Origin of the sequence: Nocardia sp. NPDC051052 (genome assembly GCF_044456045.1) — a bacterium.
GTDB lineage: Bacteria > Actinomycetota > Actinomycetes > Mycobacteriales > Mycobacteriaceae > Nocardia.
The window spans coordinates 40,195-52,242 of the sequence record NZ_JBITFL010000002.1; the positions used below are offsets into that span (position 1 = coordinate 40,195).

15 protein-coding genes are annotated in these 12,048 nt (G+C 66.2%); 8 read left to right on the forward strand and 7 right to left on the reverse strand.

Features of this window, described 5'->3' with window-relative positions; all coding sequences use genetic code 11:
• Nucleotides 1–85: 85 nt before the first annotated feature.
• The 3 genes from ACIBCN_RS05205 to ACIBCN_RS05215 all read right to left on the reverse strand — a co-directional run bounded on the left by ACIBCN_RS05205 (nucleotide 86) and on the right by ACIBCN_RS05215 (nucleotide 3,805).
• Nucleotides 86–1,186 (reverse strand): sensor histidine kinase, encoded by a 1,101-nt coding sequence (locus ACIBCN_RS05205; protein ID WP_396990231.1) that lies wholly within the window; start codon nucleotides 1,184–1,186, stop codon nucleotides 86–88.
• Nucleotides 1,183–1,833 carry a response regulator gene (locus tag ACIBCN_RS05210; RefSeq protein WP_396990232.1) on the reverse strand — a complete coding sequence of 217 codons (651 nt, stop codon included), beginning with the start codon at nucleotides 1,831–1,833 and terminating at the stop codon, nucleotides 1,183–1,185. The genes ACIBCN_RS05205 and ACIBCN_RS05210 overlap by 4 nt, the downstream gene beginning before the upstream one ends.
• A 238-nt stretch (nucleotides 1,834–2,071) precedes the next feature.
• A complete protein-coding gene (locus tag ACIBCN_RS05215; protein WP_396990233.1) occupies nucleotides 2,072–3,805 on the reverse strand; it encodes a protein-arginine deiminase domain-containing protein in 1,734 nt (577 codons plus the stop codon).
• A 238-nt stretch (nucleotides 3,806–4,043) separates the two neighbouring features.
• Between ACIBCN_RS05215 and ACIBCN_RS05220 the strand changes: the two genes are divergently transcribed.
• From ACIBCN_RS05220 to ACIBCN_RS05240, 5 genes are all read left to right on the forward strand, one after another.
• Complete coding sequence (locus ACIBCN_RS05220) at nucleotides 4,044–4,886, forward strand: SDR family NAD(P)-dependent oxidoreductase (RefSeq protein WP_396990234.1); 843 nt, start codon at nucleotides 4,044–4,046, stop codon at nucleotides 4,884–4,886.
• Between the two features lie 65 nt (nucleotides 4,887–4,951).
• Nucleotides 4,952–5,236: a hypothetical protein gene (locus ACIBCN_RS05225; RefSeq protein ID WP_396990235.1), complete on the forward strand. Its 285-nt coding sequence runs from the start codon at nucleotides 4,952–4,954 to the stop codon at nucleotides 5,234–5,236.
• 202 nt (nucleotides 5,237–5,438) lie between these two features.
• Nucleotides 5,439–5,825 carry a hypothetical protein gene (locus ACIBCN_RS05230; protein WP_396990236.1) on the forward strand — a complete coding sequence of 129 codons (387 nt, stop codon included), beginning with the start codon at nucleotides 5,439–5,441 and terminating at the stop codon, nucleotides 5,823–5,825.
• Nucleotides 5,826–5,857: 32 nt separating this feature from the next.
• Nucleotides 5,858–6,769, forward strand: a complete 912-nt coding sequence (locus ACIBCN_RS05235; RefSeq protein ID WP_396990237.1) for a family 43 glycosylhydrolase — start codon at nucleotides 5,858–5,860, stop codon at nucleotides 6,767–6,769.
• On the forward strand, nucleotides 6,766–6,891 hold the full coding sequence (locus ACIBCN_RS05240) for a hypothetical protein (RefSeq protein ID WP_396990238.1): 126 nt from the start codon (nucleotides 6,766–6,768) through the stop codon (nucleotides 6,889–6,891). The genes ACIBCN_RS05235 and ACIBCN_RS05240 overlap by 4 nt, the downstream gene beginning before the upstream one ends.
• Here ACIBCN_RS05240 and ACIBCN_RS05245 read toward each other — a convergent pair whose 3' ends face one another.
• On the reverse strand, nucleotides 6,892–7,335 hold the full coding sequence (locus ACIBCN_RS05245; protein WP_396990239.1) for a pyridoxamine 5'-phosphate oxidase: 444 nt from the start codon (nucleotides 7,333–7,335) through the stop codon (nucleotides 6,892–6,894). It lies immediately after the preceding gene.
• 45 nt (nucleotides 7,336–7,380) lie between these two features.
• Complete coding sequence (locus ACIBCN_RS05250) at nucleotides 7,381–7,743, reverse strand: metalloregulator ArsR/SmtB family transcription factor (RefSeq protein ID WP_396990240.1); 363 nt, start codon at nucleotides 7,741–7,743, stop codon at nucleotides 7,381–7,383.
• A 114-nt stretch (nucleotides 7,744–7,857) separates the two neighbouring features.
• On the opposite strand from ACIBCN_RS05250, the gene arsM reads away from it, so the two are divergent.
• Complete coding sequence (gene arsM / locus ACIBCN_RS05255) at nucleotides 7,858–8,715, forward strand: arsenite methyltransferase (protein WP_396990241.1); 858 nt, start codon at nucleotides 7,858–7,860, stop codon at nucleotides 8,713–8,715.
• Nucleotides 8,716–8,791: 76 nt separating this feature from the next.
• Here the strand turns inward: arsM and ACIBCN_RS05260 are convergent, their stop codons facing one another.
• Nucleotides 8,792–9,667: a LysR family transcriptional regulator gene (locus ACIBCN_RS05260; protein ID WP_396990242.1), complete on the reverse strand. Its 876-nt coding sequence runs from the start codon at nucleotides 9,665–9,667 to the stop codon at nucleotides 8,792–8,794.
• 108 nt (nucleotides 9,668–9,775) lie between these two features.
• Here ACIBCN_RS05260 and ACIBCN_RS05265 point away from each other — a divergent pair, with 108 nt between their 5' ends.
• Together ACIBCN_RS05265 and ACIBCN_RS05270 are read left to right on the forward strand one after the other, a co-directional pair.
• Nucleotides 9,776–10,774 (forward strand): ABC transporter substrate-binding protein, encoded by a 999-nt coding sequence (locus tag ACIBCN_RS05265; RefSeq protein ID WP_396990243.1) that lies wholly within the window; start codon nucleotides 9,776–9,778, stop codon nucleotides 10,772–10,774.
• A gap of 162 nt (nucleotides 10,775–10,936) precedes the next feature.
• On the forward strand, nucleotides 10,937–11,473 hold the full coding sequence (locus tag ACIBCN_RS05270) for a GNAT family N-acetyltransferase (protein WP_396990244.1): 537 nt from the start codon (nucleotides 10,937–10,939) through the stop codon (nucleotides 11,471–11,473).
• Nucleotides 11,474–11,574: 101 nt separating this feature from the next.
• Here the strand turns inward: ACIBCN_RS05270 and ACIBCN_RS05275 are convergent, their stop codons facing one another.
• Complete coding sequence (locus tag ACIBCN_RS05275; RefSeq protein WP_396990245.1) at nucleotides 11,575–12,015, reverse strand: hypothetical protein; 441 nt, start codon at nucleotides 12,013–12,015, stop codon at nucleotides 11,575–11,577.
• Nucleotides 12,016–12,048 lie beyond the last annotated feature (33 nt).

A 12,048-nucleotide genomic window follows, 5' to 3' on the forward strand; every position in this document is an offset into this window, starting at 1 on the left:
GCCCGGTCTGCCGGTCTCGCTCCGCACCGCCAGGGGCCTTCACCCCTGCTCCCTGGTTTGCGAGACCGGCAGGCCATTCCCGTGATCAGTTGCGGGGCAATTGGATTCGTACCGTCCAGCCGCCGTCCGGTAGTGCCTGCGCGGTCACGGTTCCGCCCAGCAGCTGTGCGCGTTGCCGGAGGCCGCGGAGGCCGGATCCCGCACTGGGCAGCACTATTGGCGGTTGCGCCGAGGCGACGTTGGTAATCGACACTGCCACAGTGCGATCCGTGCATGCGGAGGCGATCGTCACGGCCGCGCCCGGCGCGTGCTTGCGGACATTGGTCAGCGCCTCCTGCACCGTCCGGTAGACCGCGCGCTCACCGGCCGGTGTCAGGTTCGCGGGCAGCGGGCCGACCAGTTCGACGGGTAAAGCGCTGGCCGACAGCAAGGCAGGCAGATGCTCGATGGTCGGTTGCGGACTGATCTCGGGAGTCGCCGCCGGGGCGCGCAGGACCTTCACCATGTGCCGCAGTTCATCGAGGGTATTGACACTGAGTTTGCGAATGACCGCCGCGGCCTCGCGGGCGTCCTGGTCGGCACTCACCATCTGTAAAGCCCCGGCCTGCACGGCGATCAGGCTCACCTGATGCGAAACCACGTCGTGCATTTCGCTGGCGAGTTCCGCGCGTTCGCGCTCGCGCGCGGCGGCGACCTGTAGTTCGCGTTCGTGGGCGTAGACGCGGTCGATCTCGGACATCTGCCCCGCCAGCCGCTGCCTGGTGGCCACCAGCCATCCCAAGGCCGCAGGCCCCGCCCCGGCCAGAATGGCGAAAATTATTTGGTGGAGCAAGAATTCGAGGTCGTCCAACCCGAAATCGTCATCGGGGGAAGTGAACAGGCAGGACAACCCGAGCACGATCGCGAACGCCACGACGACCCACCGCTTCGCCGAACTACGAGCCACCGAGTACAGCGCGGCCATCGGCGCCAACAGTGCCCCGATCACCATCACCGCGGGCAAGGTGAGCAGGAAGGTGACGATCGGTGCGTGCCTGCGGGCGAGCAATACCGCGCCGGTGACCACCGCGACGCCGATCTCCCACGGCGCGAACGGCAGATCGCGGCTGAACCACACATCGAACGCGCCGATCGCGGCGACCAGCAGGTCGACAGCGAGAGCCCGTCGAAAGTCGCGGTCGCTCACGGCAGATCGGCGGTGAGGATGCCGGCGCGCTCCGCGATCAAGGCGGCCTGCACGCGGGTGCCGATACGCAATTTGGTGAAGATGCTGCTGACCGAGTCTTTTACCGTTCCCATGCTCAGGTGCAGGCGCACGCCGATGTCCGCGTTGGACAGGCCCTCGGCGATGAGAACGACGATATCCCGTTCTCGATCCGTGAGTAGCCGCACCAGCTCGGGCGCCTCGGTGTCGACCGTGTCCAGATAGCCCTCGACCACCGCCTTCGTCACCTTGGGTGACAGCACCACCGCGCCGCCCGCGAGGGCCCGCACGATGGCGCTGAGGTGCTGCGGCTCGGTGTCCTTGAGAATGAAACCGGAAGCGCCCCTGCGCAAGGCGTCGGCTATGTACTCGTCGGCGGCAAACGTCGTCAGCATCGCCACGGTCGGCGGCTGCGGTGCTTCCAGCAACTTCGACAGAATCTGCAGGCCGTCGACATTCGGCATCCGAATATCGAGCAGCACGACTTCGGGATCCGCCGCGCGGATCGCCGCCAAGGCGCCCATGCCGTCGCTGGTGACGACGACTTCGATGTCCTCGGCGGCGCCGAGGATCAGTGTGAAACCCGATCGCACGAGCGCCTCATCGTCCACTATGGCCACGCGAATCATGAGCACACTTTCATCAAGGTTGCGCCGCGCGGGTAGCGGGGACCAGCGATACCGGCCGCCCGGCGCGGAAGGTCCAGCCGGTCGGCGGGGATCGTCATCCGATCGACTGGTGCACACCTGAGCGTGGCGGCTCGGTCGGCGCCGCACGCCACTGCTCGATCCTTGCTTCCCATGCCTCCAGCCTCGCGGTCGCACGGATCCGTCGCATCGGTAGTTTTCGCCTATTCGGTATCGGCGATCAGGGAACGATCGGGAGGTTGCCCGTCTGTCGCAGCACGTTGGTGCCGCAATGTATCTCGCCACCCGCCACGTGCAGGGTTTCCCACTCGTCCACGTAGTGCACCGAAACTCCGGCAGACCGATACGCCTCGGTCACCGCGGCCTCGAAGACGTCACGCCCATCGACCATCGGGCCCCACTGCCGCGGTGCGATGTAGTTCGACGCGTTGATCAGGACGCCGTTGATCGCCCCGGGGTAGAAGCTGACCAGCGCGTCCGGTTCGTCGTCTATGCCGGCGGACAGCTCGTAGAGGCCCGGGATGCGCACGAACTCTTCGGGTTTCGTCCCGGTCTCCTGGAACATCCGCTCGACGTTCTCGTCGATCTTCCGTGCCGCGAGTTCGTTGTCGGCGATGAAGTTCTGGTCTGCCAGGACGGCGTCGATGGTCCGGTCGGGTGCGTCGGGTCGGGAAAACGCGCGTTCGCTGCCATGACCGGATCGTTGTTGCTCGCGCAGGATCTCCAGACCTCGCCGGGGATCGGTCACGGCAGGCCGCCACCCGCGCCCGGCGGGTGTCGGGAGAAACTGGATGAATTCATCGACGTGGCCGACCACCAGCCAGGTGGTGTCCAGGATCAGCGGCGGCTGAACCCGTTGAGCGGCAAAGAATTTCTGTAGTTCGACGCTCGACACGGTGGCGTCGTTCCGATTGCCGGTGCCGATGACTACCCGGCCTGCCGGAAACTCCTTACCGTTATGGGTATACGGCGGTATCGTCTCGACATTTCCGAACGAATCCACGTGACGATCACCGGCCCCGCCGAGTTGAATCGCTCCCATACCGGGGCCTCTGAGATCGAAAACGGCTCGGCCGCCTTCGCGTTCGGGTTGCGGTGAACGGATCGCGATGCGCAGCGAGACATTTCGGCCGCCAGGGCCCGGCATCGATACATAGCCGAACTCTACGAAGTCCTGTGCCCAGGTGTCGGTGGTGTTCACCGTGATCAGCGGAGCGGTCAATCCGCTGGCCTGGGCGGCCGAGGTCAGGTCGCCGACGAAGCGCTCATACTCCGGGTCGCCGCCGCTCTCGGGAACCACCAACGCCTCCGCGCTCTGGTTGTGGCTGTGCAGCAGAACGGGAGCCACTCGGAGGGCGATATCGTCGGACACCGTTCGATCGCCGTCGTGGACGGTGAAGCGGACGGTCACGGAGCCATCCCAGATAGCCTTGTCGCGCACGACATCTCGCGAGTCGATGCCCAGTGTGGCACCGTTGCGGAGCTCGGTTTCGGTCAGCGACGCCTCGGGCCGCAGCCGTACCCACACATCTTGACGTTTGACGAATATCCGGATCTTGTCGGCACCCGGCCCCACCGGCTGCACTCGGCCGGTCGCTCCGTCGCCGACCCGCCCGGCCGGCATGGTCAGCAGTGGTGCCAGGTATTCGGGTGCGCGCGCCACGTCGTCGGCGGCATCGTGGCAGGCCGCGAGCTCGGCGTCGGACACCTGGCTTCGACTCGACGGGCAGCGCCGCGCCACATCCCCGATATTCGGTAGCACAATCGCGCCGTATCGGGCTGTCCAGCTACCTTTTTCGATGCCTGATCCGACATCATTTCCGTCGACGACACCATCCCGATTACTATCGGCACGAATATCCGCGACGATTCCGTCCTCGGCCTGTGCCGAACAACCGGCCAGGACCAAAGAAGCAATACCGACGAACAACCAAATCTTACGATATGGATTCACGGTGTCGACGCTACGCACGACCGAGGCACGCCACGACCTCCACAAGTCCGGTGTGCGGGGGCCGACCAGCTTCTCAATAGCAGCCGATCGGCTATTACCGCCGTAGCCGACCAGTCGCCGCGTCGGCCGGCCATCAGGCGGAAATATTCATCCGAGAGGCCGGTTCCCTTGGTGGGAAAGACATTCTATGTTCGAGGGGGAATCGGGCTAGGGGTCATCGATAGCGGGGAGTGTCCTTATGAATCGTTCCAAAATCGTCGTCATCACCGGTGCCAGCGATGGGATAGGCGCGGCGGCGGCCCGCAGGCTGCACCGCAAAGGACACCGCGTCGTCATCGTCGGCCGCTCCCCGCAAAAGACCGGGGCGGTCGCCCGGGAGATCGGCGCGGACCACTACCACGCCGACTTCGCCCGCCTCGACGATGTTCGCAAGCTCGCGGCCGAATTGAACACCGGTTACCCGCGCATCGACGTACTCGCCAACAATGCCGGCGGTGTCTTCGGTGATCCCGCCAAGACGGTCGACGGGTTCGAAAAGACCTTCCAGGTCAATCATTTAGCGCCGTTCCTGCTCACCCGGCTGCTGATCGACAAGCTGACCACCTCCAGGGCATCGGTGATCCAGACCTCGAGCATGGGCGCCCGCCTGGCCGGCCAACTGGACCTCGGCGACCTCGACCACGACCGCAATTTCGGTCCGATGCGGACCTACAACGCGTCCAAACTCGAAAACATCCTGTTCACCAGGGAATTGCACGCGCGATACCACGCGCAGGGCATCGCCGCGGCCGCGTTCCATCCCGGCAACGTCGCGACCAGCTTCGCCGCACATTCCGCCAGCCCAGTGCATAAATTCCTCACCACCAACCGCGTCACCCGTGCCATGCTGAGCACCCCGGAGAAAGGGGCCGACCAACTGGTCTGGCTCGCAGAGGGGCAACCCGGCGTCGACTGGCAATCCGGCAACTATTACGAGGCGCGCAGGCCCGCCAGACGCATGAACCGACAGGCCCAAGACACCGACCTGGCCCGTAAACTATGGGACCGAACCGAACAGCTGCTGAAAAAGGAGCCGTCATGAATTGGCAAACCTAGCCGCCCATCCCGGAGAGCCCGGGCACCGGCGGCAGGTTCCCAAGGAACGAAATGTCCCGTACCGACAAGACCAAACCACTGTGGGTCCGCTGCGCCGAACACCACCCCCGCCCCCTCCATGACCACCGTCACGCCCCCTGCGATCTCCCCGCCCACCTCACCCGCGACACCCCGAACTCCCACTGCCAGTGGGGATTCCCCCATTTCGGCACCACCTGCTGCTCCGGCCCCAACGGCCGCGCCGCCAAAAGGGAACGCGGAGACCTGAAAAAGGCCTGCAATCGCCGAGGCCGCTACGCCGCCCGCCGCTTCACCTGTGCACCGAACCCCGACTGATGCCCACTGACCTCGCGGATCACCGAGCGGACGCCGTTCGTGTTCGGGCGGGCGACAGAGCGCACCTCCCGCCCGTCATCGCGTTCGCTCGCGCGGGCTGAACTCGCCGCCCCCGAGCGGTGATCATTGCTGGTCGTGGCGAAGCTGGGGTTACGCGAGGACACTGAAGGGGTAGCCGAACTCGTCCCCCAGGAGCAGTGTGATGGCAGCCGATAGACCGTTTGGGATCGATCCGGAAGACTTCGAACGCGCGTTGCGGGATGCGGGGATCGATTTGCGTGACCTCATCGGGAAGGCCAGCGGGTACATCGACCGCACCGGCGCGAATACGCTGGCGTCGCTGCTCGGTCAGTTCGTTCAGCAGCCGGAGCGCACGCGTCCGCCGAAACCTGAGGCCGAGACCACCGGCGAGACCGGCAGCGGGGTGTGGGTCATCTACAGCATCGACGACGCGGGCGAGGCCAGGATCGAGCAGGTCTTCCCGAGCGAGCTGGAGGCCCTGCGCGCGCATCGCGACAATACCGACGAACGGCGCCGCGTCCGCTTCCTGCCCTATGGTGTCCCCGCCACCGCATTGGATACGCCCTGACGGCCGACTGCGCGGGCACGTTTCGCAATCCGTTGAATTCGGGGCCCGATCCGTTCCTGACCTACTACGCGGGGAACTATTACCTTTCCACCAGTCAGAATGACAGCTTGCGGATCTGGCAAGCGTCGTCGCTGGCCGATTTGGCTGCCGCGCAACCGAATACGGTGTGGGTCGATCAGGACCCCACGCGCAATCAGGATATGTGGGCGCCGTCTTTCCACCTGATCGACGGACAGTGGTACTTCTATTACACCGCCGGCGACGGTAGCAACGACGGGCATCGGCTTTATGTTTTGCAGTCGGTGGACTCGGATCCGCTGGGCCCGTACACCTTCGCGGGCCAGCTCGGCGCGCCGGACGCGTGGGCGATCGATCCGGAACTACTGCGGCTCGCCGATCAGTACTACCTGCTCTGGAGCGGTCCGAACAACCTGCTGTATATCGCGCCGATGAGTGACCCGGTCACGGTATCGGGACGCGCGGTGTTCCTGCCGTCGGCCGGCGGATGTACCGAGGTCCGCGAGGCGCCCGCGATAATCCAGCGCGACGGCACCACCTACCTGGTCTACTCCACCTGCGACACCGGCAAACCGGACTATCAGCTGTGGATGCATTCGCTCCCGCCGGGCGCGGACCCCCTGGTGCCTGCCAACTGGTACCAGCACCCGGCCGCGGTGTTCACCCGCAACGACCCGGCCAACGTCTTCGGGCCGGGTTCCAACGGGTTCTTCCAGAGTCCGGATGGCAGCGAGGACTGGCTCGTCTATCACGCCAAAGACACCAGCGTGTACACCTACGACGGGCGGACGACGCGGGCGCAGAAGTTCACCTGGAATGCCGACGGCACACCGGCTTTCGGTCAGCCGCTAGCGCTGGACACCGATATCGCGCTACCGTCCGGCGATCCCCAGGCGTTGGGCGCCATCGACTCGGATCGGGTGTGAACCGCGCCGGTCCGCTGGCCGACACGACCTATGTCGCCTGGTTCGGCACGGACGGGGAGAACAAACTCAATTTCGCCGACCTCGGGTCCATGCCGACCATCTACCGGGGCGGCAGCGGATAGCTACCCGTTGCCGTAAATGCGTTCCGGGACAACGAGAACGACCGCACGCCGATCGGCGGCCATCACCCGGTCGTACTCGTCCCAGTCGTCGTGCGTGCCACCGGCCGCGGTGAACACCTCTCGCAGCAACACCCGCAGCCGTTCGCCGTCGATGCCGGGCACCTGGTCGTCGGGACCCACGATCCACACCGAGCCCTCGACGGCCGCCCATGCCCACCCAGCGCGCGCGACCACCGTCATGCGGCCCCGAACCCGCAGGTTGTCCAACTTCCGCGTCCCACCACGAATCACCATGCCCACCACGTCCTCGCCCGTCTCCGGGTGCGCCAGCACACCCGCGTTGACGAGCGAGGACTGCACGGTGCCGTCGGCCCGGGAGGTCGAGACAACACAGAGCCCATGATCACCGGCACACAGCCGAGCAAAGTCCGCGATATCACTCACAGCCGAATGCTACCGATGCGCAAGTCGAATCCGCCGGTCATTCGGTCATGCCGGTGTTGCGGCCGGGACGGTCAGGACATCGGAAAGCCGGTGTAGTGCAGCGGGAATCGCCCAGTAGTAGACCCAGGTGCCGCGGCGCTCGCAGTCGATCAGACCGGCTTCGCGGAGCACTTTGAGGTGATGCGAGATGGTGGGCTGGGACAGCTCGAATTGCGGGGTCAGTTCGCAGACGCAGATCTGCTCGCCGGAGCGGGAGACGATCAACGACAGCAACCGCAGCCGGACGGGATCGGCCAACGCCTTGAACGCGCCCGCCAACTGCACGGCCGCCTCGACACCGAGCGGTGCGGCCAGGGTGGTGTCGCAGCAGTCGGTCGAGGCGAGTAGCGGCAGATCCTGTTTAGGCACACATCTATATTGACAGACTTCGATTCAATGGCGCAAGCTGTATCGACATTCATCGATACAAGCAGGTCGTATCCGTGGATGCCCGATATTCCAGCCAGTCAGGGACGTGATGTCATGACAGACCAGCAGCAGATCGAACTCCGCGAAACCGTCCGCACCCGATACGCGCAGGCAGCGCGGACGGTGACCGCGGGCGGGGTCGCCGAGGATTGTTGCGGGACCGACCCCATTGCCGTGGATCAAACCTTCGGCGCCAGCCTGTACGGAGCCGAGGACCGCGACCAACTCCCGATCCAAGCCGCCGCGGCATCATTGGGCTGCGGCAACCCGACCGCGGTCGCCGAACTGCGTGCGGGCGAACGGGTGCTGGACCTCGGCTCCGGCGGCGGGATCGACGTGCTGCTGTCCGCGCGCCGCGTCGGACCCACCGGCAAGGCGTACGGCCTCGATATGACCGAGGAAATGCTGGCGCTGGCATTGGCGAACAGCGCCGAGGCCGGCGTGCGTAACGTCGAGTTCCTCAAAGGAAACATCGAGGCGATCCCGTTGCCCGCCAACACTATCGACGTCGTGATCTCCAACTGTGTGATCAACCTGTCGGTCGACAAACCGGCCGTCTTCGCGGAAATGGCCCGAGTCCTCACCCCTGGCGGTCGCATCGGCATCGCCGATGTCGTCGCCGAGGACGACCTGACCCCGGATCAGCGCGCAGAACGCGGCGACTACGTCGGCTGCATCGCCGGTGCGTTGTCGTTCACCGAATACCGAGACCACCTCAGCGCCGCCGGATTCACCGACATCGACATCAGTTCCACTCACCCCGTCGCGGAAGGGATGCACTCCGCGATCATCAAGGCCACCAAGCCCGTTCCCGACTCGACCGGGTCCGCAGAACCAGCGGGTGCGTGCTGCGCACCGGGATGCTGCCCGCCCGAGTCGTCCACCGCCGGAACCACTTCGGACAGCCATTGATTCAGCAGCACTCCCCCGGCGTCAGGGCGCACACCACGACCCGGTCTGCTTGCGCCGCGGTGTTGACCGTCCGAGCTCAGTCGCGTCGTCTGTCCGTGCGCCGGTAGACCTCGGCGGCGATCCGCACGAACGAGCGGACCAGCGGAGCCAGGTGCAGGGCCGGCCACGCGAGCACCAAGGTGCTCGGTGGCCGGTCCAGCACGGGAACGGTGACCAGCCCGGCGGGTATCACCTGATCCAGTGGGGCGAGGGCGGACATGCCGTTCCACAGCACTGCCTGCAGGCACTCCTGAATGGTGCGCATCGGGGTGCCGGAGTCGGCGGCGGCCGGTGCGCCGGTCCAGTACGCGCGCCATGCCTGATCGGTATCGGGCGGCAGTTGCACCCATCGCCGGTCGGGCAGGTCGGCCAGGCGCACCGAGGGATGTCCGGCGAGCGGGTCGTCGGCGCGGACGACGATGCCGATCGGTTCCGCGTGCAGGGCGTGACTGCGTAAGCCGTTGTCCTCGAACGGCAATCGGGTCAGCGCGACATCGACCAGCCCGGCCCGCAAGCCCGCGCTGGGATCGCCGAGGTCGGCCTCGTGGATGCGCACCGACACGGTCGGGTGAAGTTCCCGGAACGCCGAGGCGATCCGTCCGCCCACGAGCTCCGCGGTGTCGGCCAAGGATCCGACGGTCAGGGTGGCGCGACCCGCGGTGGCGCGCACGCGTGCCGCCATGCGCTCGGCCTGCTGCAACAGCGGCCGAGCGTCCGCGTAGAGGAGATGGCCCGCTTCGGTCAGCTCAACCCCGGTCGCGGTGCGGGCGAACAGGGCAACGCCGAGGTCTGCCTCTAGGTGGTGCATGGCCCGGCTCAGTGGTGGCTGGGTCATCTGGAGCCGGGCTGCGGCCCTGCCGATGTGTCGTTCCTCGGCGACGGCGACGAAGTACCGGAGGCCACGCAAGTCCACGGCCTCACCATACCGATCCGGTATCGAGCGGACCACAACGGTGTTGGCCGCGCGCTCGCGTCGTGACGAGGATCGAAAGGGCAAGCCAGCCAAGGTAAGGAGCAGCACATGAAGGATCTGGACCTGACTATCGGGGGCTTCCGATACGACACGACCGCGGCCCTGTTCGACGGATCGGTCACGGTGCGGGGCGCCCGCAGCACCTCGATGTCGACCGCGGCGACCCTGCCCGAGATATTCCAGCGGGTGGTGGACGACGAGGTGGACGTGTCGGAATTCGGCCTGACGTTCCTGCTGCGGGCACTCGACCAGGGTGTGCCGCTGGTGGCCATTCCGGCCTTTCCCGTGCGGGTGTTCCGGCACTCGGCGGTCTTCGTCAATGTCGGCAGCGGTATCACCGGGCCCGCCGACCTCGTCGGCAAGACGATCGGCGAATTCGGTGTCTACGGCCAAGATCCCGGCGTGTGGATCAAGGGCATTCTCGCCGACGAGTACGGTTTTCGGCCCGAACGCAACCGCTGGGTGATCGGCGGGCTGGAGCATCCCGCGCCGCCGTTCACCTTCACCAGCCACCCGCACCCCGACGACCTCGACATCACCGCGACACCGGTGGGCAAGACACTGTCGGGCATGCTCGATTCCGGCGAGATCGACGCGCTGTTCACCGCCAATGTGCCGCAACCGTTCCTGGACGGCTCACCGCACATCGTCCGGCTGTTTCCCGACTACGAGCCGATCGAACGCGACTACTACCGGCGGACGGGGAACTTCCCGATCATGCACACGGTCGTGGCGCGACGGGAACTGCTCGAGCGGCACCCGGGCCTGGCGCGCGCCGTCTACACCGCCTTCCTCGACGCGAAACAGGCTGGCGCCGAGCACTACCGACGGTTCCGTCGGCTCTACCAAGCGCCGCTGATGGTGCCGTGGATCAACGCGCTGCTCGAAGAGAACGACCGACTGTTCGACGCGGACTGGTGGCCCTACGGCGTGTCCGCGAACTGGAAGACCCTCGACACCTTCCTGGGCTATCACTACGAGCAGGGGTTGTCGGCGCGCCGCTGGACGGTCGAGGAGATCATCGTCCCAGACCTGCTGGATACCTGAGCGTCCGGCCGAAACTGCTTACGGCCGCCCGCGGGGCCCTGATCAGGCCCGTAGCTCGTCCGCGAGATCCGGAGGGGTGCGCGGACACGGCCAATGCCTCGCCGGAATCGCAGCCGGTCACGAGTGCGCGTTATCGTCGATCTCGCAGTGGAAGGAGGACCGATGATGTCCATCGAGGTACTACCCGTGGCGGCGGCGGACGATGCCGCGCTCGTGGCGGAGCTGACGGAACTGATCAACCGCGTATACACGGTGGCCGAGGAGGGCATCTGGCGCGACAGTTACTGTCGCACAACCACTTCCGAGCTGGCGGCGTTGATCACAGCGGGCGAGATCGTCGCGGCTCGCGATATCGAGGGCCGGATCGCCGGGGCCGTGCGAGTGCAGCAACTCGACGGTGGCGTAGGCGAATTCGGCATGCTGGCGTGCGCACCCGAACGGCGAGGTAGCGGACTCGGCCGGGCGCTGGTGGATTACGCCGAACACCGGTGCGCCGCACAGGGTGCCGAGACCGTTCAGCTGGAACTGCTCGTTCCACGCGGGTGGGCGCACCCAGTCAAAGAGTTTCTGCGCACCTGGTACCTACGCCTCGGCTACGTGCTCGAGCGCAAAGGCGAACTGGAGCAGGACTATCCGCACCTGGTGCCACTCCTCGCCACCCCGTGCGACTTCCTCATCTTCCACAAGCCGCTCCGCTGAATCCCTCCGCTGCGGCCGCGGTGAGCCGCACGAACATCCAGGTGCACAACTCATTTCGAGGCGGGCGCGCGCTGACGCACGCCCCCGCCGACCGAAACCCGTTACGGCAGTACGACGCACGCGGGGCCGACGTTGATGCCGGTACCGACCGTGATGGGATCATCGTGGGAGTAGGCGTCGTAATCGTCGTCCGACCGGTACTCGACCACCCAGATGTTGTGCTGCCCCTTCTGCGAGGGGATCCACGTGCTGCGTGCCACGCCCGCGGCATCCGCGGTCACGACGGCCGGCCGGAAGACCCCGTGGGATACCTGCGCGTTGACCTCGTCGAGGAAGACCACCTCCTGGCCCGGATCCGTCTTCGCGGCGACCGCGTACGAGCAGCTGGTGCCCGTGGGCCCCGCCGAGCTACCGAAGCTCTGCCCGGTGTCGACCCCCAGGCTCGTGACGGTGGCCCCGGCCTGCGGCGCGGCGAACGCGACGACCGCGGCCAGTGCACCGAGCGCCGCGACAGTGGCGACCGGTCTGTTCGAATAATGCACGATAAACCCCTTCTGCAACAACGAATTTCCCCG